Annotated in this window: 22 protein-coding genes and 3 tRNA genes; 18 read left to right on the top strand and 7 right to left on the bottom strand. The window is 62.8% G+C overall.

All coding sequences use genetic code 11. The annotated features are described in order from the left end of the window. Positions 1–130 precede the first annotated feature (130 nt). Together MUU56_RS02695 and prfB are read left to right on the top strand one after the other, a co-directional pair. Entirely contained in the window at positions 131–2,578 is a 2,448-nt protein-coding gene (locus MUU56_RS02695) for a penicillin-binding protein 1A (RefSeq protein WP_244765773.1), read from the top strand. 101 nt (positions 2,579–2,679) lie between these two features. Beyond that, a protein-coding gene (prfB, locus tag MUU56_RS02690; RefSeq protein WP_244765772.1) for a peptide chain release factor 2 occupies positions 2,680–3,811 on the top strand; the annotation gives its coding sequence in 2 pieces (ribosomal slippage) (positions 2,680–2,748 and positions 2,750–3,811; 1,131 coding nt in all). A 121-nt stretch (positions 3,812–3,932) separates the two neighbouring features. Here prfB and MUU56_RS02685 read toward each other — a convergent pair. The 5 genes from MUU56_RS02685 to MUU56_RS02665 all read right to left on the bottom strand — a co-directional run bounded on the left by MUU56_RS02685 (position 3,933) and on the right by MUU56_RS02665 (position 6,911). After that, a complete protein-coding gene (locus MUU56_RS02685) occupies positions 3,933–4,442 on the bottom strand; it encodes a hypothetical protein (RefSeq protein ID WP_244765771.1) in 510 nt (169 codons plus the stop codon). Positions 4,443–4,477: 35 nt separating this feature from the next. Continuing rightward, positions 4,478–5,251 (bottom strand): NAD kinase, encoded by a 774-nt coding sequence (locus tag MUU56_RS02680; RefSeq protein WP_244765770.1) that lies wholly within the window; start codon positions 5,249–5,251, stop codon positions 4,478–4,480. A 125-nt stretch (positions 5,252–5,376) separates the two neighbouring features. After that, entirely contained in the window at positions 5,377–5,571 is a 195-nt protein-coding gene (locus MUU56_RS02675; RefSeq protein ID WP_244765769.1) for a hypothetical protein, read from the bottom strand. 262 nt (positions 5,572–5,833) lie between these two features. Continuing rightward, positions 5,834–5,909 (bottom strand) — tRNA-Thr (locus tag MUU56_RS02670). A 54-nt stretch (positions 5,910–5,963) separates the two neighbouring features. Then, complete coding sequence (locus MUU56_RS02665; RefSeq protein WP_244765768.1) at positions 5,964–6,911, bottom strand: LysR family transcriptional regulator; 948 nt, start codon at positions 6,909–6,911, stop codon at positions 5,964–5,966. Between the two features lie 131 nt (positions 6,912–7,042). On the opposite strand from MUU56_RS02665, the gene MUU56_RS02660 reads away from it, so the two are divergent. Continuing rightward, the gene (locus MUU56_RS02660; RefSeq protein WP_244765767.1) at positions 7,043–7,666 is read left to right on the top strand and encodes an FMN-dependent NADH-azoreductase; all 624 of its coding nucleotides are present in this window, start codon (positions 7,043–7,045) and stop codon (positions 7,664–7,666) included. Between the two features lie 69 nt (positions 7,667–7,735). Here the strand turns inward: MUU56_RS02660 and rlmB are convergent, their stop codons facing one another. Continuing rightward, the gene (gene rlmB, locus MUU56_RS02655) at positions 7,736–8,611 is read right to left on the bottom strand and encodes a 23S rRNA (guanosine(2251)-2'-O)-methyltransferase RlmB (RefSeq protein WP_244765766.1); all 876 of its coding nucleotides are present in this window, start codon (positions 8,609–8,611) and stop codon (positions 7,736–7,738) included. Positions 8,612–8,880: 269 nt separating this feature from the next. Between rlmB and MUU56_RS02650 the strand changes: the two genes are divergently transcribed. Together MUU56_RS02650 and MUU56_RS02645 are read left to right on the top strand one after the other, a co-directional pair. Then, positions 8,881–8,965: transfer RNA gene (locus MUU56_RS02650), tRNA-Tyr, on the top strand. Between the two features lie 24 nt (positions 8,966–8,989). After that, a tRNA-Gly gene (locus MUU56_RS02645) sits at positions 8,990–9,063 on the top strand. A 218-nt stretch (positions 9,064–9,281) separates the two neighbouring features. Here MUU56_RS02645 and MUU56_RS02640 read toward each other — a convergent pair. Beyond that, positions 9,282–10,001 carry a GntR family transcriptional regulator gene (locus tag MUU56_RS02640; protein ID WP_244765765.1) on the bottom strand — a complete coding sequence of 240 codons (720 nt, stop codon included), beginning with the start codon at positions 9,999–10,001 and terminating at the stop codon, positions 9,282–9,284. A 184-nt stretch (positions 10,002–10,185) separates the two neighbouring features. Here MUU56_RS02640 and MUU56_RS02635 point away from each other — a divergent pair, with 184 nt between their 5' ends. From MUU56_RS02635 to MUU56_RS02575, 13 genes are all read left to right on the top strand, one after another. Beyond that, positions 10,186–11,223, top strand: coding sequence for an amino acid ABC transporter substrate-binding protein (locus MUU56_RS02635; protein WP_244765764.1), 1,038 nt, complete (start codon positions 10,186–10,188; stop codon positions 11,221–11,223). A gap of 73 nt (positions 11,224–11,296) precedes the next feature. Further along, positions 11,297–12,451, top strand: coding sequence for an ABC transporter permease subunit (locus MUU56_RS02630; protein WP_244765763.1), 1,155 nt, complete (start codon positions 11,297–11,299; stop codon positions 12,449–12,451). Positions 12,452–12,467: 16 nt separating this feature from the next. Then, entirely contained in the window at positions 12,468–13,562 is a 1,095-nt protein-coding gene (locus MUU56_RS02625) for an amino acid ABC transporter permease (RefSeq protein ID WP_244765762.1), read from the top strand. Positions 13,563–13,581: 19 nt separating this feature from the next. Next, positions 13,582–14,334 carry an amino acid ABC transporter ATP-binding protein gene (locus tag MUU56_RS02620; protein ID WP_244765761.1) on the top strand — a complete coding sequence of 251 codons (753 nt, stop codon included), beginning with the start codon at positions 13,582–13,584 and terminating at the stop codon, positions 14,332–14,334. 11 nt (positions 14,335–14,345) lie between these two features. Continuing rightward, positions 14,346–15,902, top strand: a complete 1,557-nt coding sequence (gene betC / locus MUU56_RS02615) for a choline-sulfatase (RefSeq protein WP_244765760.1) — start codon at positions 14,346–14,348, stop codon at positions 15,900–15,902. A 467-nt stretch (positions 15,903–16,369) separates the two neighbouring features. Continuing rightward, a complete protein-coding gene (locus MUU56_RS02610; protein ID WP_244765759.1) occupies positions 16,370–17,623 on the top strand; it encodes a flavin-dependent oxidoreductase in 1,254 nt (417 codons plus the stop codon). 39 nt (positions 17,624–17,662) lie between these two features. Beyond that, a complete protein-coding gene (locus MUU56_RS02605) occupies positions 17,663–19,408 on the top strand; it encodes an ABC transporter permease (protein WP_244765758.1) in 1,746 nt (581 codons plus the stop codon). A 41-nt stretch (positions 19,409–19,449) separates the two neighbouring features. Continuing rightward, a complete protein-coding gene (locus MUU56_RS02600; protein ID WP_244765757.1) occupies positions 19,450–20,502 on the top strand; it encodes an ABC transporter substrate-binding protein in 1,053 nt (350 codons plus the stop codon). A gap of 33 nt (positions 20,503–20,535) precedes the next feature. Next, on the top strand, positions 20,536–21,582 hold the full coding sequence (locus tag MUU56_RS02595) for an ABC transporter substrate-binding protein (RefSeq protein WP_244765756.1): 1,047 nt from the start codon (positions 20,536–20,538) through the stop codon (positions 21,580–21,582). Positions 21,583–21,677: 95 nt separating this feature from the next. After that, on the top strand, positions 21,678–22,784 hold the full coding sequence (locus MUU56_RS02590; protein ID WP_244765755.1) for an ABC transporter ATP-binding protein: 1,107 nt from the start codon (positions 21,678–21,680) through the stop codon (positions 22,782–22,784). A gap of 15 nt (positions 22,785–22,799) precedes the next feature. After that, positions 22,800–23,789: an ABC transporter substrate-binding protein gene (locus tag MUU56_RS02585; RefSeq protein ID WP_244765754.1), complete on the top strand. Its 990-nt coding sequence runs from the start codon at positions 22,800–22,802 to the stop codon at positions 23,787–23,789. A 2-nt stretch (positions 23,790–23,791) separates the two neighbouring features. Then, a complete protein-coding gene (locus MUU56_RS02580) occupies positions 23,792–24,496 on the top strand; it encodes a class II aldolase/adducin family protein (protein ID WP_244765753.1) in 705 nt (234 codons plus the stop codon). Between the two features lie 93 nt (positions 24,497–24,589). Next, positions 24,590–25,510, top strand: a complete 921-nt coding sequence (locus MUU56_RS02575; protein WP_244765752.1) for a LysR family transcriptional regulator — start codon at positions 24,590–24,592, stop codon at positions 25,508–25,510. Positions 25,511–25,638 lie beyond the last annotated feature (128 nt).

Below are 25,638 nucleotides of genomic sequence, written 5' to 3'. Positions count from 1 at the left end.
GGGAGCGAGAAAATGGGACGACTCGTCCTCGCCGGAAGAGGCGCAACGGCCGGACGTGCCGGGGCGGCGCAAGGCCGGGCGGCAGGTCCGCCCGATGATATTATAAGCATAAGGCATCGGTAACTGGCTCATGATCAGACTGATTGGATATTTCTTCGGGATTGGCGCCGTCTTCTTCCTTGCCGTGGCAGGGGCGGTCGCGCTCTATCTCGGAAGTGTCACCAAGGATCTTCCCGATTATGAGGTCTTGAACAGCTATGCGCCGCCGGTGACGACGCGCGTGCACGCCGGCAACGGCGCGCTGATGGCCGAATATGCCCGCGAACGCCGCCTCTACCTGCCGATCCAGGCGATCCCGGACCGCGTGAAGGCCGCCTTCCTCTCCGCAGAGGACAAGAACTTCTACCAGCATCCTGGCGTCGACGTGACCGGCCTCTTCCGCGCCATCGTCGTCAACATCCAGAACATGGGCTCCGGCCGCCGTCCGGTGGGCGCCTCGACGATCACCCAGCAGGTTGCCAAGAACTTCCTGCTCTCCTCCGACCAGACGATCGACCGCAAGGTCAAGGAAGCGATCCTCTCCTTCCGCATCGAGCAGGCCTATTCCAAGGACCGCATCCTCGAGCTCTATCTCAACGAGATCTTCTTCGGCCTGAATTCCTATGGCATCGCCGGCGCGGCGCTGACCTATTTCGACAAGTCCGTCACCGAGCTGACGATCGCCGAGACCGCCTATCTCGCCGCCCTGCCGAAGGGGCCGTCGAACTACCATCCCTTCCGCCGCACCGAGGCCGCCATCGAGCGCCGCAACTGGGTCATCGACCGCATGGTCGAGAACGGCTACGTCACCCAGAGCGACGGCGCGGAAGCCAAGGCCCAGCCGCTCGGCGTGACGCCGCGCCATCGCGGCTCCTACCTCTTCGCCTCGGAGTTCTTCTCCGAGGAGGTCCGCCGCCAGATCATCGAGCGCTATGGCGACAACGCGCTCTACGAGGGCGGCCTTTCGGTGCGCACCTCGCTCGACCCGCGCATCCAGGTCGCCGCCCGCAGGGCCCTGCAGAAGGGCCTGCTCAATTATGACGAGCGCCGCGGCTTCCATGGCCCGATCAAGACCATCGAGATCGGCGGCGACTGGGGCGTGGAGCTCGCCAAGGTCGACTCGCTCTCCGACGTGCCGGAATGGAAGCTCGCCGTCGTGCTGGCCGTCGACGACGGCGGCGCCGATATCGGCCTTCAGCCGAGCAAGGAAGCCTCCGGCAAGGTGGTCGAGGAGCGCGTGACCGGCCGTATCGAGGCCAAGGCGATGACCTGGGCCTATCGCTCGGCCAAGGGCGACCGCAAGACGGCGAAATCGCCGGCCGGTGTCTTCACCGTGGGCGACGTCGTCTATGTCGAACCGCTGGAGGACGGCACCTATCGCCTGCGCCAGCCGCCGAAGGTGCAGGGTGGCCTGGTCGCCATGGACCCGCATACCGGCCGCGTGCTCGCGATGGTCGGCGGCTTCTCCTATGCCCAATCGGAATTCAACCGCGCCTCGCAGGCGATGCGCCAGCCGGGCTCCTCCTTCAAGCCCTTCGTTTACGCCGCCGCGCTCGACAACGGCTATACGCCGGCCTCCGTGATCATGGACGCGCCGATCGAGATCGTCGCCGGCGGCCAGGTCTGGCGCCCGCAGAACTACGGCGGGGGCGCGGCCGGCCCCTCGACGCTGCGCCTCGGCATCGAGCGCTCGCGCAACCTGATGACCGTGCGCCTTGCCAACGACATGGGCATGAACCTCGTTGCCGAATATGCCGAGCGCTTCGGCATCTACGACAAGATGTATCCGGTGCTCGCCATGTCGCTCGGCTCGGGCGAGACGACCGTTCTGCGCATGGTCTCGGCCTATTCGGTGCTCGCCAACGGCGGCAAGCAGATCAAGCCGTCGCTGATCGACCGCATCCAGGACCGCTACGGCAAGACGATCTTCCGCCATGAGGAGCGCACCTGCGAGAACTGCAACGCCAACGACTGGGAAAACCAGGAAGAGCCTGTCCTGACCGACAACCGCGAGCAGGTGCTCGACCCGATGACCGCCTACCAGATCACCTCGATGATGGAAGGCGTCGTCACGCGCGGCACGGCCGCCGGCAAGATCAAGCTCGACCGCCCGACGGCCGGCAAGACCGGCACGACGAACGACGAGAAGGACGCCTGGTTCGTCGGCTACACGCCGGACCTCGTCGCCGGCCTCTATATCGGCTTCGACAACCCGGCCCCGCTCGGCCGCGGCGCGACCGGCGGCTCGCTCTCCGCGCCGATCTTCAACGAGTTCATGCAGGCCGCGCTCGAAGGCACGCGCCCGACGAAATTCATCGTGCCGGAGGGCATGCAGTTCATCGCCGTCAACCGCAAGACCGGCATGCAGGCCTCCGAAGGCCAGCCCGACACGATCATGGAAGCCTTCAAGCCCGGCACCGGCCCGGCTTCCGTCTTCTCGGTCATCGGCGGCGAGGACTATGCCAGCCCGGAGGAGATCCTGAGGAGCTCGCCGCAGGCCAACCAGGCGGTGACGGGCGGCAGCGGCGGCCTGTTCTGATCTAGGGATGATCGGGTTCTAGGGCGGGCGCGGGGCTTTACATCCGCGCCCGCCCTCTCTATTTCACGGCCACCGGAATAGCATCGAAGAAGAAGGCGGACATGCGCGCGGAAATCGAGAACGTCGTCGACGAAATCAAGCAGGCCATAAGCCTGCTGAGGAGGCATCTTTGACTGGGATCAGGCGCTGAGACGACTGGACTGGTTGAACAACAAGGCAGAGGATCCGACCCTCTGGAACGATGCCCAGGAAGCCCAGAAGCTGATGCGCGAGCGCCAGCAGCTGGACGAGGGCATCCATGGCGTCAAGGCCATCGAGCAGCAGCTCAAGGACAATGTCGAACTCATCGAGCTCGGTGAGGAAGAGGGCGACGCGGCGATCGTCAAGGAGGCCGAGGACGCCCTGAAGGCCGTCAAGGTCGAGGCCGCGCGCAAGCAGGTCGAGGCCATGCTGTCCGGCGAGGCGGACGCCAACGACACCTATCTCGAAGTGCATTCCGGCGCCGGCGGCACGGAAAGCCAGGACTGGGCGAACATGCTACTGCGCATGTACACCCGCTGGGCGGAGCGCTCGGGCTACAAGGTGGAGCTTCTGGAAGTCCATGACGGCGAGGAGGCCGGCATCAAGTCCGCGACGATGCTCGTCAAGGGCCACAACGCCTATGGCTGGCTGAAGACCGAATCGGGCGTGCACCGCTTGGTGCGCATCTCGCCCTATGACAGCAATGCGCGCCGCCACACCTCGTTCTCGTCGATCTGGGTCTATCCGGTCGTCGACGAATCGATCAACATCGAGGTCAACGAAAGCGACTGCCGAATCGACACCTACCGCTCGTCGGGCGCTGGCGGCCAGCACGTCAACACGACCGACTCGGCCGTGCGCATCACGCACATCCCGACCGGCATCGTGGTCGCCTGCCAGCAGGAGCGCTCGCAGCACAAGAACCGCGCCAAGGCCTGGGACATGCTGCGCGCGCGCCTTTACGAGGCCGAGCTGAAGAAGCGCGAGGAAGCCGCCAACGCCGAAGCCGCCTCCAAGACGGATATCGGCTGGGGCCACCAGATCCGCTCCTACGTCCTCCAGCCCTACCAACTGGTCAAGGACCTGCGGACCGGCGTCGAAAGCACGGCCCCCTCGGACGTGCTCGACGGCGAGCTCGACGAATTCATGGAAGCCGCACTCGCCCACCGCGTCAACGGCGGTGCCGATGCGGTCGTGGACGACCTGAACTGACGTCGGACGGCATTGAAACGGGAAACGGGCGCTTCGGCGCCCGTTGTCGTTCGATAGCCTCACAACCTCTCCTCGGGTCAAGCCCGAGGATGACGGAGGAGAGTGTGACGGGCGCCCGTTCTCAGTTCGTCGCCCGCTCGATCTTGATCTCGCCGAGATCGTCGATCAGCACCGTCCAGCCCTCCGGCTCGGCGGCGTTGGGATCGGTCTTCAGGTAGACCGTCGCGAACAGTCCCGGCTGCGTGGTGATGCCGGAGGAGTTTTCCGGCCTTATGTCCGTGACATAGGGCTTCATCGCCGAGAATTCGTCCAGCACCGTCGAGGAGGCGATCTTCGGGCCGTCGGCGGTCGCCTCGATCTGCTGGAGATGGACCTGTGCCGTGCCATCCGCCTGGCGCACGGCGATCAGCTTGTAGTAGCCGCGGCGCAGGGCGGCGGCCTCCTTCGTCTCGGCCGTATCCGGCTTGGCGGCGGCTGCGCCTTCCTCCTCCGCCTCGACCGGTTCTTCCCAGAAGCCGGTGCTGACGACGAAGGTAATGGTTTCCGCAACCGGCGATTCGTCCGCGAGGGCGGGCTGCCCGGCGAGGAAAAGCAGGGTGAGGGCGGTGCCAAGGGCTGCATACCGCGTCATGGCGAAACTCCTGTCCCGAAGCCTGGGTAACAGTGTCAGTAATCGAATTGTTCGGCAAGAATCCGGTCGGACCAGGAATGGTCGGGATCGGAGAGGATGCGCGCCGAAAGCCCGGCCGATTCGGCTATGCGCACGGATGTCACCGATTTGACCTCGGTGTTGTCGGCCACCGCGTTGACCGGCCGCTTTTCCGCCTCCAGCACCTCGATCTCCACCGTCACCTTGTTCGGCAGCAGCGCGCCGCGCCAGCGCCGCGGCCGGAAGGCGCTGACGGGGGTGAGGGCGAGCAGCGGCGCCTCGAGCGGCAGGATCGGCCCGTGGGCGGAAAGATTGTAGGCCGTCGAGCCCGCCGGCGTCGCCAGCAGCAGGCCGTCGCAGATCAGCTCTTCCAGCCGAACCCGCCCGTCGACGCTGACGCGCAGCTTGGCCGCCTGGTAGGACTGGCGGAAGAGATAGACCTCGTTGATGGCGAGCGCCCGGCGCTCCTGGCCGCTGGCGTCGCCGGTGATCATCTCCAGCGGGCGGAAGGCGTTCTCCACCGCGCCTTCGATGCGGCCCGCGAGGTCCTTCGTGTCGTAGCGGTTCATCAGGAAGCCGATGGAGCCGCGGTTCATGCCATAGACGCGCTTGCCGGTGTTCATCGTCGTGTGCAGCGTCTGCAGCATGAAGCCGTCGCCGCCGAGCGCGACGATGACGTCGGCCTCTTCCGGATCGGCATTGCCATAGATCGAAACCAGCTCGTTGCGCGCTTCCTGCGCTTCGGGCGCCTGCGAGGCGACGAAGGAAAGGGAATTGAAGGTACGCGCCATGCCGTCGATCCGCATCCTCTAAGCAAGCCCCGGACATCCTGCACCCAGGGCCGGTCTTTGTCGCACGCCTTTACGGCATGCGCATCTGAAAAATATGACAAGGACGGTGTGAGGGCATACGCCGTTCAGGCTTTCGCCGGCCCGGCGCGTTCCTCCAGTATCTTCAGCACGGCCTGTCCGCTGGCGGCCGCCTCCATCGGATTGGCGAACGGACCCTTCACCGGATAGGTGACGCCGCGGAAGGTGAGTGCGTAGAAGTATTTTCCGTCGATCCGCTTTTCGACCGTCACCTTCGAAACCGGTCCCTTGTCTTCCGCCACGTTCGTTCCTCCGCAATGGTTTTCGCATGATGGCCGGTCTTGCCCGGCGCCGCGAAACGGGAATGGGGGTGCCGGAGGCACCCCGTCGATCAACGCCTATAGGCCAGTCGGCCGGGAACGGCAATGTACCTCGCCGGCCGGCACGCTTCGACGGTGGGAAGGAGACGGTGCGTCGGCGATCCGGGCCGTGCCACAGCCGCCACGATGCCATCGGGCTGTGAGGCCGCGGGGTGAAGACTCGATCAATGCGTTTGAAAGGAGATGGTGCCCCCACCAGGACTCGAACCCGGGACCCCCTGATTACAAATCAGGTGCTCTACCAACTGAGCTATAAGGGCACTCAGCGAGGGAGTTAGCACATTCTCCGCCGCTGTAAAGCGAAAAGGGCCTGTTCAGATCGACCAGTTGCTGTCGAGCGCGGTCCTGGGGACGATTTCCTGGCAGCGCAGCATGGAGCGGGGGAGGTTTTCGGCGAGGTGGTCAATGAGGGCGCGGACGGCGGGCAGCATGCCGTGGCGCGAGGTGAAGACCGCATGCACGGTCGATTCCGCGCTGGACCACTCCGGCAGGACCGGCGTCAGGTAGCCGCTGCGAAAGCCGCGCTCCACGATCATGTCCGGCAGCAGGGCGAGCCCGATGCCCTCGATCGTTGCGCGCTCCAGGACGCTGAAATCCGAGCAAAGCAGCACCGGGGAGTGGGAGACGTCGTGCACGGCGCCGTTCTGGTGGAAGAGCGTCCAGATCACGCGCGGATTGTTCTCCTGCATGGAGAGCGTGGGCAGGCGGCCGATCGTCTCGAGATCGACCGGGCCGTACCGTTCGAGAAAACGCGGGCTTGCCGCGAGATAGCGCCGCGTGCCGGCGAAGCGGCGCACGACCAGCGACTGGTCCGTGTCGTAGCCGTCTCGCACGCGCAGCGCGATGTCGATGCGCTCCTCGATGAGGTCGACCGGGCGGCCGGTGGTGAGGATGGAGAGGCGGACGTCGGGATAACGTTTCATGAAGCCCGGCAGCACGTCTGCGATCATCGGCGCAAAGCCCGGCGGCATCGACAGGCGCACGGTGCCTGCCGGCTCCGCCTTGGCGACCGCCACGACAGCCTCGGCCGCCTCGACGCCGGAGAGCACCGCCTCGCAGCGCTCGTAGAAGGACTGGCCGATGTCGGTGACGGCGAGCTTGCGGGTGGAGCGCTCGATGAGGCGCACGCCGAGCTGCTCCTCCAGCGCGGCGACGCGCTTGCTAATCTTCGATTTCGGCACGGACAGCGCATTCGCCGCCGCGGTAAAACCCTTGTGCCGCACCACGGCGGCGTAGAGCGCGAGATCGTTCAGGTCCTGCATGGGATGTCTCCGGGTATTTTTGCGAATTATTGTTTCTCTCCGGAAACAGTCAATTGGATTTTTGCCGTCTAATCGCGTGATTGTTTTCGCAGCATATGTGTTGCACCCAATCGAAACAAAGGTGCAGCCCCATGAACATCCTCCATGTCGATTCCGGCATTCTCGGCGACCACTCCGTCTCCCGTCGCCTGACGGCCGCCGTCGCCGCCCAGATCAAGGCCGAGCAGCCGGCCGCCACCATCACCTATCGCGACCTCGTCGCCAACCCGCTGCCGCATCTGTCCGGCGCCCATCTGATGGCGGCCAATGCGAAGCCGGAAGAGGTGCATGCCCAGATCGCCGCGGAGGTCGCCGAAAGCAAGGTCGTGCTCGACGAGTTCCTGGCCGCCGATACGATCATTCTCGGCGTGCCGATGTACAATTTCTCCCTGCCGAGCCAGCTCAAGGCCTGGATCGACCGCGTCGCCGTCGCCGGCAAGACCTTCCGCTACACCGCCGAAGGCCCCGAGGGCCTCGCCAAGGGCAAGAAGGTCATCATCGTCTCCACCCGCGGCGGCCATTATTCCGCCGGTCCGGCGTCCGCCATGGACCATCAGGAAAGCTACCTGAAGGTCGTGCTCGGTTTCTTCGGCATCACGGATGTCGAGCTGGTGCGCGCCGAGGGCCTGAACCTCAGCCCCGATTCGAAGATCGAGGCGATTTCCGAGGCCGAGCGCACCATTTCCGATCGCGGTGCGCTGAAGCGCGCCAGCTGAGGCCATCCGCCGACATGCAAAGGCCCGCCGGTTCCGCATCGGCGGGCCTTTCGTTTGCGAGGTATAATTTCAGCGCGCGAGATGCCGCTGCGTGGCGTAGAGCGCGATCGCGGCGGCGTTCGAGACGTTGAGCGACTTGATCGCGCCGGGCATGTCGAGCCGGGCGAGCGCCTTGCAGGTGGCGCGTGTCTTCTGCCGAAGGCCCTTGCCCTCCGCCCCCATGACGAGCGCGATGCGTTCGCCGGACAGGGTGCCCTCCAGCGGCTCCGGGCCTTCCGAATCAAGGCCGATCGTCAGGAAGCCAAGCTTGTGCAGCTCGTCCAGCGCATCGGCGAGGTTGGTGACCTGGATATAGGGAATGAGCTCCAGCGCCCCGGAGGCGGTTTTGGCGAGCACGCCCGATTCGGTCGGCGAATGGCGCTGCGTGGTGATGACGGCGCCGGCATTGAAGGCGACGGCCGAGCGCATGATGGCGCCGACATTGTGCGGGTCCGTCACCTGGTCGAGCACGAGCAGCAGCAGGCTGTCCTTCAGCGCCTCCAGGCGGCGCATCGGCAGGGGGCGCGTTTCCAGCATCACGCCCTGGTGGATCGCCTCGGGGCCGAGCACCTTGTCGAGGTCGGAGGGCAGCACGGTCTCGACCGGATAGGGCAGGGTCGAAAGCTCGGGCAGCTGCAGCCGCTGTGCGGCGTTCTGGCTCACCGAAAGCTTGATGATCTGCCGCTCCGGATTGTCGAGGGCCGCGCGCACCGTGTGCAGGCCATAGAGATGGACCTGGTCGGGAGCGAGAGCCGGCGCCTTCCAGCCTTCTGCCTGCCTGCGGCGGCGGTCGTCCCTGGGTGTCGGAATCTCGCCGCGTTCGCGCCGCTGGTCGCGGTGTGCCCGGCGCAGCTTGGCGTAATGGGTGTCTTTTGCGGACTTGCCGCCGGTATCGTCTTTGCTCATGCCGGCCTTATAGACCATCTGGCGCCCCAGTGTGCAGCGGTTTATGCGCGCGGCGTGCGAAAAATAGCGAACAAGGGCAGGGGGATTCCGAACGCGCGGACGGCCTCTTCCGGATGCCGGATGGGGACGATGACGTTTTTCGCAATTTTTTCCATGGCCTTGTGTTGACAGGACGATTTGTGCCCGTCATATACGCCGCCAGATCGAAGGCGCCGCCGAAAAGGCACTGCCCGCCGGTCGACACTGGTCGCTTGATCCCGACGGAATATGGAGGGATGCCCGAGTGGTTAAAGGGGACGGACTGTAAATCCGTTGGCTCAGCCTACGTTGGTTCAAATCCAACTCCCTCCACCATTCCGTTGCACGGATCATGACCCCGCGGGTATAGCTCAATGGTAGAGCAGCAGCCTTCCAAGCTGAATACGCGGGTTCGATTCCCGCTACCCGCTCCAACATTTTTGCCCTGCTTTCGTATCCGGCGCCTGCTTGTCGAAGCACGTGTGCTGTTTCGACAAATTTGAGCGGGCCACGACACTCTCGAAGCAATGGCGGTGGCGACAATGAGCGCGGTGGCCCGAACGGCCCTGCGACCGTTCGGACGGTTTGTTGGATGCTTGCGCGGCTTGCAAGCACCAGCAGCTCAACCCGGTTATTTCGGCGGACTGGCAGGCTATTGTGCGGCGGCGAGCGAGCCAAAAGAGACATCGGTCGTGTAGTTCTCGCGCAGGAACGCGATGAAATTGTCCTGGAATTGTCGCGTATGGGCATGGGCCAGCTCGTCGGCGAGATCGACGTTCTTGGCGCGGATCGCCTCCAGCATCAGGTCGTGTTCGTCGGTGAGGAGATAACCGTCGTTCGTACGCTCCAGATACTCGAAATGCAGGTGCAGCATGCGCTGGCCCTGGTTTAGCAGGCGCTCGTAGAAGGAGGCGAGGTAGGCGTTCTTGCCGGCATTGGCAATCGCCATGTGGAACTGCTTGTTGGCCTCCGACATCCTCAAATGCTGGCCGGTCTTCACCGCCGCCTCGAATTCCTTCTGGCGCCTGGCGATGATCTTCAGGTCCGCCTCGGTGCGCAGGGCCGCCGCAAGGCGCGTGTTCATGCGCTGGGCGACGTCGAGCGCCTCGACATATTTCGGAAAGCTCGCCACCTCGATCGGCGCGACGATGGTGCTGCGATTGGAGAGCGTCACCACCAGCTCCTCGCCCGCCAGGCGGATCAATGCCTCACGCACCGGGGAACGCGACATGTCGAAGCGTTCGGCCAGCGTCATCTCGTCGAGCAGCTGGCCGGGCTGCAGGGTCAGAGCCAGGATCTCGTTGCGCAACGTATCGTAGACGTGCTTCCAGCCGGTGCCGCGCACGCGTTTTGATTCAGTTTCTTCAGACACTTAGGCACCTTCCTTCCGCTTCCGGCATTGGGCCAGAAAAACAGCGTGACGGCAACGTAAACTTTTCGCTTGACTTTGTCGACACGAAGCCGACTAATTCTTCTAGTCGACACGGAGCCGGCACAAGACCGGACGATGGCGACAGGGAACGGCGCGAGGGCGCAGGCAAACTCGGGAGATTTCAATGAACGTCAAGGCTCTTACCACCGCGGCGCTGCTGGCCGGAACGGCGGCGATTGTTCCGATGGCCGCATATGCGGCCGCCGGCGATACCCTGAAGACCGTGCAGGCGCGCGGTGAGCTCAACTGCACGTCGGGCGACGGCAACTTCCAGGGCTTCTTCGAGATCGACGACAAGGGAAAATGGCACGGCATCGACATCGACTATTGCCGCGCCGTCGGCATCGCCATTTTCGGCAGCGACGAGAAGGTGAAGCTTATCCCGATCAGCTGGGCGCAGCGCTTCCCCTCGCTTCAGTCCGGCGATCTCGACCTCGTCATCAAGGCGACCGGCTGGACGATGAGCCGGGACACCGAACTCGGCGTGCAGTTCAGCACCCCTTACTTCCTCGGGGCCACCCAGTTCATGGTCCACAAGGAGCTCAATGCCGGTTCCGTGAAGGACCTCGACGGCGGGACGATCTGCACGGCCGGGGGCACCAGCACGGAACGGCTGATCGCCGACTACATCAAGGCGAACGACTACGACATCAAGCTCGTCTCCTTCGAGAAGAACACCGAGGCTTCGGCCGCCTATTTCGCCAACCGTTGCGATTCCTTCGCCGAATGGGGTCCGGTGCTCGCGGCGCGGCGCGCCTCCGCTCCCAACCCCGACGAACATGCCATTCTGCCGGATGTCCTTGCGATGGAGCCCGAGGCGGCCGCGATGCGGCAAGGGGACGATGCCTGGGTCGATCTTGTCAACTGGGTGATCGCCGTCGGCCGGATCGCCGAGGAGAACGGCATCACAAGCAAGAACATCGACGAGCAGAAGGCAAATCCCAAGAGCGCCACCGTGGCGAAGCTGCTGGGTGTCACGCCCGGAATCGGCAATCGCCTCGGCCTTTCCGACGACTGGGCCTACAATGTCATCAAGGTCATCGGCAACGCCGAGGAGATCTACGATCGCAATGTCGGCAAGGACTCGCCCTACAAGCTGGAGCGCGGCATGAACGCACCCTGGCAAAAGGGCGGCGTGTTCGTCCCGCCGATCCTCGATTGAGCATCGAGTGGCGCCGGCGCGCGTCGCGCGCGGGCGCTCCTCGCTTTAGCAACAAGAGTTGGGGAGGCGCCGGATGTTCGCCGTGCTGAGGAATCGCAAGCACCGGGACATAGGTCTTCAGGTGCTGTTCATCGGGGTGATCGTCGCAATTCTCGCGTCCGCGGTGATCATCACCCGCCGTAACCTCGATGCGCAGGGCATCGCCGTCGGATGGGATTTCCTGAACTACGCCACCGGCTGGACCATATCCTTCAGCCTGATACCGTACGATATCAATTCGAGCTATGCGCGTGCCCTTGCGGTGGGCTTTCTGAACACGCTCCTGCTCGCGGCGCTGACGCTTTTCCTGGCGACGATCCTGGGGGGCGCCATCGGAACCGCCCGGCTTTCCGCGCACAGGCTGCTGAGCAAGATCGCGCTCGTCTATGTCCAGTTCTTCCGGAACATCCCGCTCATCTTGCAGGCCTTCTTCTGGTATTCGGTCTTCACGCATCTGCCGAATGCGCGCAATGCCTACAACCTCGGTGAATTGGCCTATTTTTCGAACCGCGGCTTCTACCTGCCCGGCCTCAATATCGAACGTGGAGCGATCGGCCTTGCCGTCCTGACGGCAGTGGCGCTCTTGATCGTCGGATATGGCGTACGGCGATTTGCCGTCCTCCGGCGCAACGACGGCCTTGTGAAACTGGCCGGGTTCGTCATTCTCGTCGTGGCCGTCGCCGGCGTCCTGTCGTCGGGCCGGATCGCTGAGACGCCGCTGTTCGACCTGCCGGTCCAGCGTGGCCTGAGGATCGCCGGCGGACTTGAGCTTGCGCCGGAATTCTGCGCCGCCGTCATCGCGATATCCCTGTTCGGCGCGTCCTACATTGCGGAGATCGTCCGCGCCGGCCTGCTTGCGGTGTCCCGCGGCAAGGTCGAAGCGGGCCTCGCGCTCGGCCTTACCGGCTCGCAGATCTTCTGGAAGATCAGGCTGCCGCTCGCCATCCGCATCATGCTTCCGACCCTGACCAACCAGTATGTCTGGCTGGTCAAGGCGACCTCGATCGGCATTGCGATCGGATTCAGCGACTTCTTCATGGTCGTCGCCAATTCGATCAACCATTCCGGCCAGACGCTCTCGCTGATTTTCATCCTCATCGCCGGTTTCTGGGCGATCAATTTCTCCCTCGCCGCGGTCTTAAACGCCGTCAATCGTGCAATCGCCCTGCGGGGCCAGAATGTCCGCTAGGAGGGAAGGCGCCGACATGTCGAACGTTGCGATCGTTTCCGGCGAAATCCCGCCACCGCGCCATGACACGTTTCTCGCCGCCGTGAGGAAGGGATATTTTGCGACGCCCGGCGCGGCCGCCGTGACGAGCGTCTGCCTCGCGCTGATCGCGCTGGCCGTCTGGACCGTGTTCCGATGGGCCGTCCTCGATGCCGTCTGGTCCTCCGGCGGGCCGGACATGTGCCAGCAAGCGACAGGCGCCTGCTGGGCGGTCATCGCCGCGCGCTGGCGGCTGATCTTCTTCGGGCTTTATCCCTATGACGAGCAATGGCGCTCCGCGCTCGCCTGTGCAGCCATCCTGGCGACCGTGGTGGTGTCCTGCTTTCCCTTCTCCTGGTCCGCGAAGCGGTTGCCGCTCGTCTGGATCGCCGGTTACGGGGTGTTTTACGGATTGATGCGCGGCGGCTTCCTCGGCCTTCCCACCGTGCTCGAGACCCAGTGGGGCGGCTTGTCCCTGACGCTCTTCGTGTTCTCCACGGTGGTTGTCACGGGAATGCCGATCGCGGTCTGCCTTGCGCTGCTGAGGCGTTCGCGCCTGCCCGTCATCGCCCGGACGGTCGCGGTCCTGATCGACGGCATCCGCTCTCTTCCCCTCGTTGCGATCCTGTTCACGGCGGCGATCATCATTCCCTACGCGCTGCCGCACTTCCTGGTCGGCGACAAGCTTTACCGCGTCATCGCCGGTTTCTCGCTGTTCTTCGCGGTCTACCAGGCGGAGATCATCCGTGGCGGGATGCAGGCGCTTCCCGCGGGGCAGGAAGAGGCCGCCCATGCGCTCGGCCTCAACTACTGGCAGACCATGTCCCGCATCGTCCTGCCGCAAGCCTTCCGCCATGCGCTGCCGCCGACCATCAACCAGGTCGTCATAACGTTCATGGAGACCTCGCTGATCGTCATCATCGGCTTCTTCGAGGTCATGGCCTCCGGCAATGCCGCGTTTTCGACGGCCGAGTGGTCCGCCACCTATGTCGAGGTCTACGTCTTCGTGGCCGCAATCTACTTCGCGTTCACCTTCACGCTTTCCCGATACGGCGCCTATCTGGAGCGACGGTTGAACGTGGCGCGTCATTGATCCGATGAAAGGCACGGAGATGAGCACACAAAGCGGCGAGATTGCCGTCGACGTCAAAAGCCTCGCGAAGTTCTATGGAGCCCATCAGGTTCTGTTCGACGTCAGCCTGAGCGTGGCGGCGGGCGAGAAGATCGTGATCTGCGGTCCTTCCGGTTCCGGAAAGTCGACCTTCATCCGCTGCCTCAACAAGCTTGAGGATCATCAGGCCGGCACCATCAGGATGCTCGGCACGGAGCTCAACGAGGACCTCGCCAACATCAACGAGATCCGCCGGGACGTCGGCATGGTGTTTCAGCACTTCAACCTTTTCCCGCACCTGACGGTGCTGGAGAATTGCGTCCTCGCCCCGATGCTGGTGCGCAGGCAGGACCGGAAAGCGGCCGAGGAGCAGGCGATGCTTTATCTTGAGCGCGTGAAGATTCCACAGAAGGCCGGAAGCTATCCGGGCGAACTCTCGGGCGGCCAGCAGCAGCGCGTTGCCATTGCGCGGGCCTTGTGCATGCGGCCGGAGATCATGCTTTTCGATGAGCCGACCTCGGCGCTCGACCCGGAAATGATTTCGGAGGTGCTCGACGTCATGATCGAACTGGCGCAGGACGGCATGACGATGCTCTGCGTGACCCACGAAATGGGCTTTGCCCGCAAGGTCGCCGATCGGGTCGTGTTCATGGACAAGGGGCGGATCGTCGAGGAGGCGGCTCCGTCCGATTTCTTCGACAATCCACGGCACGAACGGTCCAAACTGTTCCTGAGCCAGATTCTCGGTCATTGAGGGGAAAAAGCATGCGTCGGAAACAACCGAACATCCTGCTTGTCATGTGCGATCAGCTGACGGCCATCGCGCTTTCCGTCTACGGCAACAGGGTCTGCAGGACACCGAACATCGACCGTCTGGCGGAGCAGGGCTCGGTCTTTGAAAATGCCTATTGCAACTACCCGCTTTGCGCGCCGTCGCGCTTCGCTCTGATGAGCGGGCGCCTGCCGTCGCGGATCGGCGCCTTCGACAACGCCGCGGAGTTTCCGGCCGCGGTTCCGACCATCGCGCACTATCTGCGCGATGCCGGCTACTACACCTGCATCTCCGGCAAGATGCATTTTGTCGGCCCCGATCAGCATCATGGCTATGAGGACAGGTTGACGACCGAGATCTACCCGGCCGACTTCAGCTGGGTGCCGCCGAAAACCTATGACGAGCTGGAGGACGAGGAGATCGTCGCCAAGGGCAAGGTGCCGTTCGGGGTCTCCAGCGTCGAGACGATCGCCGACGCAGGCCCGCTCGCCCGTTCCCAGCAGATCGACTATGACGACGAAGTCGCGCGGCGGGCGGCGCAGCACATTTTCGACTGGCGGCGCTACGGCGATGGTCGGCCGATGTTCATGACGGTCTCCTTCACGCAGCCGCATGATCCATACGTCATCACGCGGGAATACTGGGACCTCTATACGGACGAGTGCATCGACCCGCCGCGCACCGCGACGATTCCGCTCGACGCGTTGGACCCGCATAGCCGGTCCCTCTATTTCCACTACAGCCTCGACAAGTTCGAGGTGACGGATGAGATCTACCGGCGCGCGCGCCGCGGATATTACGGCATGATCAGCTATGTCGACCGCAAGCTCGGCGAGTTGCGCAAGACGCTGGAGGACGCGGGCATCGCCGATGAGACGGTGATAATCTTCACATCCGACCATGGCGACATGATCGGGGAACGGGGTCTGTGGTTCAAGAAGAACCTCTTTGACCCCGCCATCCGCGTCCCGCTGGTCGTCTATCGTCCGGATGGGAAGGGGCTCTCGAGGATCGTCGCGCCCGTCTCGCTTCTCGACCTGCTGCCGACCCTCGTCGATCTCGGGGGTGGTGACGCGGGGGCTTTCGTCACGCCGCACGAGGGCAGGAGCCTTCTTCCCCTGCTCGCCAAGGACGATCCGCAGCGCGTGACCATGGCCGAACACATCGACGGAGGAACGAAGGCTCCCCGCGTCATGCTGCGCCGCGGCGCCAGAAAGATCGTGGTGTCGAAGGCCTATCCCACGCAATTGTACGATCTTGCCGCCGATCCCGGCGAAACGCGCAACCTGGCGGACGATCCTGCCTTCCAGCCGGAACTCGAACGGCTGCTGGAAGCGGTCGAGGCGATCTGGGATCTGCCGAAGCTCCGTGCGGAGGTCATGCAGAGTCAGCGCGTGCGCCAGTTCGTCAACAGGGCGATGCAAAAAGGCAAGCAGCGCAGCTGGGAACATTATCCCAACCCGATCGAGGAGCACACGCGCTTCGTGCGCACCGGCGAGCGTTTCCCCGATGTGGAGCGGCGTTCCTATCTTCCATACGCCGACTATTGATCCCGCCGTCCGATATCCCGGGCTGCCGCATCCGCCTGTGCGGCAGCCTTCGCCGCGAACACCTCAGTCAGCCGACATGAGAACGGCCGCGCCGGCGTCCGTCTGGCCTGTCAGTTCAAGTAAATGATTCCATTGAAGATTTTCTGATCTTGAATTGCAGGCGGGTCGAACCGTCCAACGAACCGTTCGTGTGGTCATCCGAATTTCAGTCATCTGTTTTTGAGATGACTTCAAACAATCTATCTATTTGTCAATTGGCAAGAATGGCTCTACCCCTTTCATCAACATCGCAGATCGGGCGGCTCGGGTCGCGGCAGTCGCGATGAGCGGGAGGATCGGAAAAGTTTGAGATTGGCGACGGTTTCGGGTGTCCGGGCCGCCGGCGGAGCTTTGCCCAGAGTCCCGACTGACCACACGTATCCCGCAACTTTGCGGGGAACGGGCTATTCTCAGATGGGAGCAGACGAATGGAAGTGACGATCGTTGGAGGAGGCATCGGCGGCTTGACGCTCGCGCTGATGCTCAAGGAGCAGGGGATTGCCTCGCGGGTTTACGAAGCCGCCCCGGAACTCAAGGCGCTTGGGGTCGGGATCAATCTTCTTCCGCATGCCGCGCGTGAAATGTGCAAGCTCGGCCTCGAAGAAGCTTTGGCCAAGGTGGCGATCACCACCAGGGAATCCGGTTTCTACAATCGTTACGGCCAGCACATCTTCAGCGAGCCGACCGGTCGTTATGCCGGCTATGACTGGCCACAGTTCTCGATCCACCGCGGCGACCTGCACATGGTTCTGGTGGAGACCTTCAAGGCGCGCTGCGGCGCCGACCGCCTGATGACCGGCTGGCAGTGCACCGGTTTCGAACAGGACGACGACCTCGTCACCTTACATTTCGTCGATCCGCGCGATGGCTCGGCGCGTCCTTCGGTGAAGGCCGAAATGGTTGTCAGCGCGGAGGGCATCCATTCGAAGATCCGCAAGCAGCTTTATCCGAACGAGGGTCCGCCGCGTTACTCGGGCATCAACATGTGGCGCGGCGTCACCAAGTGGAAACCGTTCCTTACCGGTGCGAGCATGGTGCGCATCGGTTGGCTGAATACCGCCAAGGTGCTGATCTACCCGATCCGCGACAATATCGACGGCGAGGGCACGCAGCTCATCAACTGGGTCGTGGACATCGCGACGGAGAGCTACAAGTCGCAGCGCGACTGGAACAAGCCGGGCCGCCTCGAGGACTTCTTCGATGTCGTCAAGGACTGGAAGTTCGATTGGCTGGATTGCCCGGCGCTGTTCAAGGCGGCCGACGCCATCCTCGAATATCCGATGGTGGACCAGGATCCGCTCAACCAGTGGACCTTCGGCCGCGTGACGTTGCTCGGCGACGCTGCCCATCCCATGTATCCGCGTGGCGCCAACGGTTCGGCTCAGGCGATCCTCGATTGCCGGGCGCTGACTGATGCGATCGTCAAGGAAGGCGATCCCGTCAAGGCGATGCATGCCTATGAGGCGATCCGCCGCCCGGCCACCGCGCAGGTCGTGCTCACCAATCGCAAGAACCCGCCGGATGCAATCCTGCGCGAAGTCTACGAGCGGACGGGCGACAAGCCGTTCGACGACATCAACAAGGTGATTAGCCACGAGGATCTCGAGAAGCTATCCACCAGCTACCAGAAGATCGCGGGCTACCATAAGGAAAACCTCGCGATGTCGCCGGCCGGGGTTTGATCCCCGGCTTGCCGGCAGCATTTCGTTCGGGAGGTCGGGATGTCGTTACACGAAAGCAGCTTCGCAAAATCGGTCGAAAAGCCGAGCTTCTTCGGCCGCATCAGGCCGGAATGGTTGATCATCGGCGCCGCGGTGCTGATCGTCGGCTGGCTGGCGCTGGTGCCGCTGGTCTTCCTTCTGTGGCAGAGTTTCATGACGCCTGCCGCAGGCGACATTCCGGCCATCTTCACGCTGGGTAACTATGTGCGTGCGCTCACCGACAGCAGCATTCTGCCGCTGTTTCGCAATTCGGTGGTCTTCGCAACGGGCACGTCCTGTCTGGCGCTGTTCATCGGCACCCTTTTCGCCTGGCTCAACGAGCGGACGAACACGCCCTTCAAGATGATGTTCTATGCGGCCTCCATCGTGCCTCTGGTCATCCCGTCGATCCTTTTCACCGTATCCTGGATCATGGTTGCGAGCCCGCAGATCGGGCTTTTCAACCTGATGCTCAAAAACATGTTCGGTCTCTCCGGTCCGGTCTTCGACATCTATTCGATGGGCGGCATGATCTGGGTCGAAGGGCTGCACTATTCGCCGATCGCCTTCCTGCTGATGTCGGCGGCATTCCGCTCCATGGACCCGTCGCTGGAAGAGTCCGCCCTGATGTCCGGCGCGTCCATCGGCCAGATCATGTTCCGCATCACGCTGAAACTCGTCTGGCCGGCGTTGATCGCCTCGTTCTTCATCCTGTTCATCCGCTCGATCGAATCCTTCGAGGTTCCGGCGCTGCTCGGCATGCCGGTCGGCATCGAGGTCTTCACCTCGTCGATCTACGAGGCGATCCGGGAATATCCGAGCAATGTCGGGCTGGCTTCCGCCTATGCCGTCGTGCTGCTGCTGATCGCTTCCTTCGGCATCTATTTCCAGTCGAAGCTGTCGAGCCAGGGGAGCAAATACTCGACCGTCACCGGCAAGGGATTTCGCCCGCGGCCGTTCGACCTCGGCGTCTGGCGCATTCCCGCCGCGATCCTGATCGTCCTCTACATGATCCTGGTCATCGTATTGCCGTTCCTCGTGCTCTTCTGGTCGTCGCTGAACAAGTATTACAGCGTGCCCTCCTGGTCCGCTCTGAGCCGCCTTTCCTTCGATGCCTATGTCAAGGTCATCAACTACCCGATGGTCGGCCAGGCGGTATGGAACAGCGCGATGCTGTCGCTTGGCGCCGCGACGACGATCATGCTGTTGACCGCGGTCATCTGCTGGATCGTCATCCGCACCAAGCTGCCCGCGCGGTGGCTGCTCGACAATGTCGCCTCGTTGCCGATGGTCTTTCCGGGGCTCGTGCTCGGCCTGTCGGTGATGATCTGCTACCTCTATCTCGACATCGGCATCTACGGCACGACCTGGATCATCTTCATCGCCTATGTGACGCGCTTCATGCCCTACGGCATCCGCTACAACACCACGTCGATGCTGCAGATCCACAAGGATCTCGAAGAGTCGGCCGCGATGAGCGGCGCCTCCTGGAGCCAGAGCTTCGTGCGCATCGTGCTGCCGCTGTTGAAGCCCGGCCTGCTCGCCGGCTGGATCTACATCGTCGTCGTCTCGATCCGTGAACTGTCCAGTTCCGTGCTGCTTTACAGCCCCGGTTCGGAAGTGGTGTCGATTGTCATCTGGGAGCTCTGGCAGAACGGCCAGTATGTCGAACTCTCCGCCTTCGGGGTGATGATGATCATTGCGCTCTTCATCGTCGTCATGCTCGCCCAGCTCGTGGGCAAGAGGTTCGGAGTCAAGGAAGCGTAAGCCGGATTGGGAGGTCCGGCTTTGAGATAAGGGAGGAAGAGATGATCAATCCGAAGTTCCATGAAGGCATTACTCGCAGGGTGCTTGCGCTCGGTCTCGTCGTTGTCCTTGCCGCAGGTCCCGCGTTGGCGCAGTCGGTCGCCGAAGTTGCCGCCTATGACGGACCGGACCGGATGGAAAGACTGGTCGCCGGCGCGAAGAAGGAGGGAACGCTGACACTCTACACGGCAACGCCGGTAGACGACGTCAATCAGGTGATCGCCGCCTTCACCGCGAAGTATGGTATTCCGGTAACCTTGTGGCGCGGCAGTTCGGAGGACGTGCTGCGGCGCGCCGTTACCGAGATCAAGGGCGGCCGCCACGACGTCGACGTGATCGAAACGAACGGTCCGGAACTCGAAGCCCTCCACCGCGAAAACATCCTGCAGGCCGTCGATTCACCTGTTTTCTCCGAGATTTTTCCGGATGCGGTGCCGGATCACCGGGAATGGGTCGGCAGCCGTCTCAATGTCATCACGGCCTCCTACAACACCGAGCTCGTTTCGGAGGCGGATGTACCGAAGCGCTGGGACGATCTCCTTGATCCGAGGTGGGGCGGGAAGATCGGCATCGAATCGGAGGCATACGACTGGTTGGCCACGGTGATCCAGAGTTTTCCCTCGCGGGAGGAGGGGCTTGCCTTCTTCAGGAAGCTTGCCGAGACCAATCGCCCGCCCTTGCACAAGGGCCACCCGCAGCTTGCCAACATGACCGCCTCGGGCGAACTGCCGATCATGCTTCAGGTCTATCTCTATCGCGTTCACCAGATGGAACAGGACGGCGCGCCGATCAAGGCCTTGTCGTTGGGGCCAGCCATCGCCCGCATCAACGGGCTCGGCGTCGCACGGACCACCGCGCACCCGAATGCCGCGATCCTCTATCAGCAGTTCACGTTGACGGAGGGGCAGAAGATCCTGGCGTCGCGCCATTTTACGCCGACCAACACGAAGGAAGTGCCATTCCCGGCGGGCATGGAGGTCAAGGTCATCGAGCCGACCGGGATGCTCGACGCGCTTACGGAATGGCGCGAGACGTTCGAGACCACCTTTCAGTGACAAGGCCCAGAAATTCTTTGGAGGAGGAACCACATGCCAGACACCCTGAATTTGCTGAAACATTTGACGCGCACGGCGGCTCTCTTCGGAGCCTTCCTGGCGACATCGGCGATGGCGCAGACGATCGACGAGGCCTCCAGCTACAACGGTCCGGACCGCTTGGAAAAGTTGGTGGCTGCGGCGAAGGCGGAAGGGGCGTTGACGTTGTACACGGCTACGCCCGTCGAGGACGTTACCGCGATGACCGAGGCGTTCACTGCAAAATACGATATCCCGGTCACCATCTGGCGCGGCAGTTCTGAAGATGTGCTCCGCCGTGCGGTTACCGAGATCAAGGCAGGCCGCCATGATGCCGACCTGATCGAGACGAACGGGCCGGAACTCGAAGCGCTGCACCGGGAAAACATTCTGCAGCCCGTCTCGTCGCCCATTATTCCGGATATTTTCGAAGGCGCGGTTCCCGCACATAAGGAATGGGTCGGTAGCCGCTTGAATATCATCACGGCGGCCTACAACACCGACCTCGTCTCCGAGGCGGACGTACCGAACGCCTGGAGTGACCTGCTCGATCCGAAGTGGAAGGGCAAGGTCGGCCTGGAAGCGGAGGCCTACGACTGGCTTGCTACCGTCAATGCCAGCTTCCCGAGCGAGAAGGAAGGCATCGACTTCTTCACCAGGCTCGCGGATACCAACGGCATCTCGCTGCGCAAGGGGCACACACTCCTGACCAACCTGGCGGCCTCCGGCGAAGTGCCTCTGGCGTTGACGACCTATTTCTACAAGGTCGATCAGATGAACAAGGACGGTGCACCGATCAAGTCCCTGCAACTCGGTCCATCGGTTGCGCGCGTCAACGGCCTTGGCATCGCCAAGACCGCCAAGCATCCGAATGCGGCGATCCTGTTCCAGGACTTCACGCTGACGGACGGCCAGAAGATCCTTGCCGAACGCGGCTTCACGCCGACCAACATCAAGATTGTCCCGTTGCCGACGAGCCTCGACGTCAAGGTCGTCGACGGCGCGGCCATGCTCGACAAGCTTGCCGAGTGGCGCGACACCTTCGAGAAGGCCGTCAAGTAGGTGACCGATCGAACGGGGACATCGCGAACGTCCGCGATGTCCCGCTGATGAAGACCGGCCGTGCGGGGAGCGCGGCGGACTTGAGGAGATGTTGAATGCTCAATGTTCAGGGACTAACGACCGAATATGCCGACGGCAAGGGCAAGGCCGTCCGCGCCGCCAAGGATATCTCCTTCGATGTGCCGCAAGGCAAGCTCTTCACCTTGCTTGGCCCGAGCGGCTGCGGGAAGACGACGATGCTTCGCTCGATCGCCGGCCTCGAGCGGCCGGTCAAGGGCAATATCTCCGTCGAGGACGTCACCGTCTATTCCGCCGGCAAGGGCGTCTTCGTGGCGCCGAACCGCCGCAATTTCGGCATGGTCTTCCAGAGCTACGCCATCTGGCCGCATATGAGCGTTTTCGAGAATGCCGCGTTTCCGCTGCGGGTCAGCAAAGCCGGCTTCTCCAAGAAGCAGATCGAGGAGAAGGTCGAGCGGGTGCTGAAGGCGGTGGCGCTGGAGAGTTACGCGGGCCGCGAGGCGACGCGTCTTTCCGGCGGTCAGCAGCAACGACTTGCGCTTGCCCGGGCGCTTGTCATGGAGCCACGGCTTCTGCTTCTCGACGAGCCGCTCTCCAACCTCGACGCCAAGCTGCGCGAGCAGATGCGCTTCGAACTGAAGCGCCTTCAGCGCGAGCTGAACCTCACGACGCTTTACGTGACGCATGACCAGCAGGAGGCGCTGGCGCTCTCCCATCAGATCGCCGTCATGAATGACGGCCAGATTGTCCAGCTCGGCTCGCCACGCGACATCTACGAGGCGCCGCAGACCCGTTTTGTCGCGGATTTCATCGGTTCCTCGAATTTCATGGAATGCAAGGTTGCCGCGCGTGGCAGCGAGGCCGGTCGCTGGGCGGTCGAAAGCCCGGCCGGCACCATCGAAGTCGTATCGGAAGAGGCGCTCGACGTGCGTGACAAGCTCACTGTAGCGATCCGTCCGGAGAACGTCCATCTGATCGAGCCCGGCAAGGAGAACGGCGCGTCCGGCAATCTTCTCGAAGGTCGCGTCGATACCAAGGTCTTCCTCGGCGAATGTGTCGACTACATGGTTTCGGTCGGCGAAACGCGGCTTCTGGCGCGCGTTCATCCGAGCCTTCGCACGCCGATCGGCAATCCCATCCTCGTCAATATCGACCCTGCCAAGGTCAACATCATCACCCGCTGAGTTCCGGATACTGTCATGAACCGTTTGAAGCTTTCGATTGCTACCACCGATTATGATCACTTTCGCGATTTCCGCCTGGGCACCGTCAACGCCGAAGGCATCGAGCACACCTGGTCGATGCTGAGCCATCACGAGATTTTCGCCCGTTTCACCTTCAACCGCGAATGGGACGTGGCGGAGCTGTCCTTCGCCAAGTTCATGGCGCAGGTCAGCCGGCCGGACAGCGACATCGTTGGCCTGCCGGTCGTCTGCTCGCGGCTTTTCCGGTTCTCCTCCTTCTACGTCAACAAGGCGGCCGGCATCAAAACCGTCGCGGACCTGAAAGGCAAGCGGATCGGTGTGCCGGAATGGGCGCATTCCGCAGCCGTCTACATGCGCGGCTGGATGCACAACGAGGTCGGCGTCAAGCTGCAGGACGTGCATTGGGTGCAGGCCGGCGCGAACGCGCCGGGCCGTATCGAAAAGGTGGACCTGAAACTGCCGGAAGGTGTCGCGATCGAGCGCATCGCCGACAAGTCGCTGTCTGAAATGCTCGCGTGCGGCGAGATCGACTGCGCGATTATCGCCCGCCCGCCGACCTGCTTCCTCGAAGAGGATCCGCGTGTCGAGCGGCTGATCCCGGACTTCCTGGAGCGCGAGGAGGAATACTACAGGACGACCGGCGTCTGGCCGATCATGCATATCGTCGCGATGCGGAAACATGTCGTGGAGGAAAACCCCTGGGTGGCGCGCAATCTCTACAATGCATTCGAGGAATCGAAGCGGCGCAGCCTGGAGCGCCTGTTCGATCCGGCGGTTTCGCGCTATCCGCTCGCCTGGATGCCGATCTATGCCCGCAGGATGCGCGATCTTTTCGGCGCCGATCCGTTCCCCTTCGGCATCGACAAGAATCGCAAGACCTTCGAGCAGATGCTGCTCTACACCCACCAGCAGGGCATTGCCGAACGGCATATGACACCGGAAGAAATTTTCACGCCCGGTATCATGACCAAGGTCGTGGTGTGAGCATGGGCGATCAGGCGGCACTGGTGGAACTGGTTCATGCGAACCGCATCCTGGCGCATGAGGCGGTGCTGGATGCCTTCGGCCATGTCAGCATTCGCGGCGCAAAGACCGGCTATCACATCTCCCGCTCCCGCAGCCCGGAACTCGTGGCGCTGGACGATATCCAGCACTATGACGCGGATTCGAAGATTATCGGTTCCGATACACGCGGCGGTTATCTTGAGCGGATCATCCATGGGGCGATCTACAGGGTCCGGCCGGATGTGCGCGCCATCTGTCATTTCCATTCGCCCGCGATCATGCCCTTCTGCGTGACCGGGCGGCCATGGGTCCCGGTCACCCATGTGGGAGCGACGGTCGGCATGAACGTGCCCCTCTGGGACGAGCAGGCTGCGTTTGGCGACACCGACATGCTGGTCTCGACGCGGGAGCAGGGGGCATCGCTGGCCATCGCACTCGGCCAGCATTCGGCCGTGCTGTTGCGCAATCACGGGGCCGTGGTCGTGGGCGGCAGCATCCGCGAGCTTGTCATGCGCAGCATACAACTCTGCCGCAATGCGGATGTCCTGTTGCAGTCGTTGGCGATCGGCGAGCCGCGGGCGCTGACGCCGGGGGAGGTTGCTCTTTCAGGCGCCAAGAACCTCGATCCGCGCGTGCTTGAGCGGGTATGGGACTACCACCTTTCACGAGCGGGCTTGAATGCTTGAGCGCAAACCCGCATCAGGCTTCCAATCCTGACCAGCAGCCTGTTCCATGATAGTGTTGCTGGTTCACCATTGGGAAAAGGGAGGCGGGATTCGGTGCGCATTCGCCAGCTTGAGTCATTCGTCTGCATTTGTGAGCTGGGCAGTATCACGCGGGCGGCTGCGGCCTTAAATATCGTACAACCGGCACTCGGCGCGCAAATCAGCGCTCTCGAGGACGAATTGGGCGTAAGGCTCCTGAAGCGGGGCCGTCGCGGTACGGCGATGACGCCGGCGGGCGAATATTTCCTTGTGGAAGCTCGCAAGCTGCTTGCGCATGTCGCCGACGTGAAGAAGTCCATCAAGTCCTTTGCGGAGAATGAGAAGGAGCATCTTTCAATAGGGCTGACGGGCAGCCTGTCCGCCATGCTCGCTGGCACCTTGGCTCGGAAGCTTAGCCATCTCTCCGAATCGATTTCCGTGCAACTGGTCGAAGATATGAGCCACATTCTCCGAGACAGGGTCGCCCAGGGAGATCTCGATTTCGCTCTTGCTTATAACGTTGCGGATCACAAGGCGATCCGAAAGCAACCTGTGCTGCGGGAAGCGGTCTTCTTCATCACGAGCCCGAACTCCCCCTTCGGGGAAGACAAGCCGATCACCATGCCCGAGCTGACGAACGCCACCTTCGTCATTCCGACGGAAAAGGGCCAGATCATACAATTGCTCAAGGAGGCTATGGTAGAATTCGACCTTCCCCTGAACGTCGCTTTCCAGATCGAGTCCATGGACGCGATCAAGGGGCTCATTACCGACGGCACGGCGTGCGCGGTCCTGCCGTTCGGAACGGTGGCGCGCGAGGTCAAGGCAGGGACCCTCATAGCGCGTCGCATCGTGAACCCGCCGCTTACCCGAACGCTCTTCCTTCTGCGTCCGGTGACGCAATTCCAAACGCGTGCGATGCACTTGGCCCAGACCACGATTGAACGGTCCATCGCGTCGCTTGCCGAAAGCTTTGCCTTTGAACGGATCGATTGACCGCTGGCAATCGTTTCCTGAATTCGCTCCAGCACCGCCTGCGGAAATCTGCCCGCGCCGGCGAGCATGTTCAGCTTTGCTTGTCTTAAGCGAGATCGACCGGCGATTGTCCCTGCGATCTGCTGCGC

Origin of the sequence: Shinella yambaruensis, from assembly GCF_022899355.1 — a bacterium.
Classification (GTDB): Bacteria; Pseudomonadota; Alphaproteobacteria; order Rhizobiales; family Rhizobiaceae; genus Shinella; species Shinella yambaruensis.
Note: the sequence above shows the minus strand (reverse complement) of the source record. Positions and strands in the feature narration are given on the sequence as shown.

Excerpts from the sequence above, each read along its gene's own strand:
- MUU56_RS02585 (WP_244765754.1), top strand. The coding sequence starts at position 22,800 with ATGAACCGTTTGAAGCTTTCGATTGCTACCACCGATTATGATCACTTT.
- MUU56_RS02660 (WP_244765767.1), top strand. The coding sequence starts at position 7,043 with ATGAACATCCTCCATGTCGATTCCGGCATTCTCGGCGACCACTCCGTC.
- MUU56_RS02625 (WP_244765762.1), top strand. The coding sequence starts at position 12,468 with ATGTCGAACGTTGCGATCGTTTCCGGCGAAATCCCGCCACCGCGCCAT.
- MUU56_RS02580 (WP_244765753.1), top strand. The coding sequence starts at position 23,792 with ATGGGCGATCAGGCGGCACTGGTGGAACTGGTTCATGCGAACCGCATC.
- MUU56_RS02680 (WP_244765770.1), bottom strand. The coding sequence starts at position 5,251 with ATGGCGCGTACCTTCAATTCCCTTTCCTTCGTCGCCTCGCAGGCGCCC.
- MUU56_RS02600 (WP_244765757.1), top strand. The coding sequence starts at position 19,450 with ATGATCAATCCGAAGTTCCATGAAGGCATTACTCGCAGGGTGCTTGCG.
- MUU56_RS02635 (WP_244765764.1), top strand. The coding sequence starts at position 10,186 with ATGAACGTCAAGGCTCTTACCACCGCGGCGCTGCTGGCCGGAACGGCG.
- MUU56_RS02665 (WP_244765768.1), bottom strand. The coding sequence starts at position 6,911 with ATGCAGGACCTGAACGATCTCGCGCTCTACGCCGCCGTGGTGCGGCAC.
- MUU56_RS02695 (WP_244765773.1), top strand. The coding sequence starts at position 131 with ATGATCAGACTGATTGGATATTTCTTCGGGATTGGCGCCGTCTTCTTC.
- betC (WP_244765760.1), top strand. The coding sequence starts at position 14,346 with ATGCGTCGGAAACAACCGAACATCCTGCTTGTCATGTGCGATCAGCTG.
- MUU56_RS02630 (WP_244765763.1), top strand. The coding sequence starts at position 11,297 with ATGTTCGCCGTGCTGAGGAATCGCAAGCACCGGGACATAGGTCTTCAG.
- MUU56_RS02590 (WP_244765755.1), top strand. The coding sequence starts at position 21,678 with ATGCTCAATGTTCAGGGACTAACGACCGAATATGCCGACGGCAAGGGC.
- MUU56_RS02620 (WP_244765761.1), top strand. The coding sequence starts at position 13,582 with ATGAGCACACAAAGCGGCGAGATTGCCGTCGACGTCAAAAGCCTCGCG.
- MUU56_RS02595 (WP_244765756.1), top strand. The coding sequence starts at position 20,536 with ATGCCAGACACCCTGAATTTGCTGAAACATTTGACGCGCACGGCGGCT.
- rlmB (WP_244765766.1), bottom strand. The coding sequence starts at position 8,611 with ATGAGCAAAGACGATACCGGCGGCAAGTCCGCAAAAGACACCCATTAC.
- MUU56_RS02685 (WP_244765771.1), bottom strand. The coding sequence starts at position 4,442 with ATGACGCGGTATGCAGCCCTTGGCACCGCCCTCACCCTGCTTTTCCTC.
- MUU56_RS02605 (WP_244765758.1), top strand. The coding sequence starts at position 17,663 with ATGTCGTTACACGAAAGCAGCTTCGCAAAATCGGTCGAAAAGCCGAGC.
- MUU56_RS02610 (WP_244765759.1), top strand. The coding sequence starts at position 16,370 with ATGGAAGTGACGATCGTTGGAGGAGGCATCGGCGGCTTGACGCTCGCG.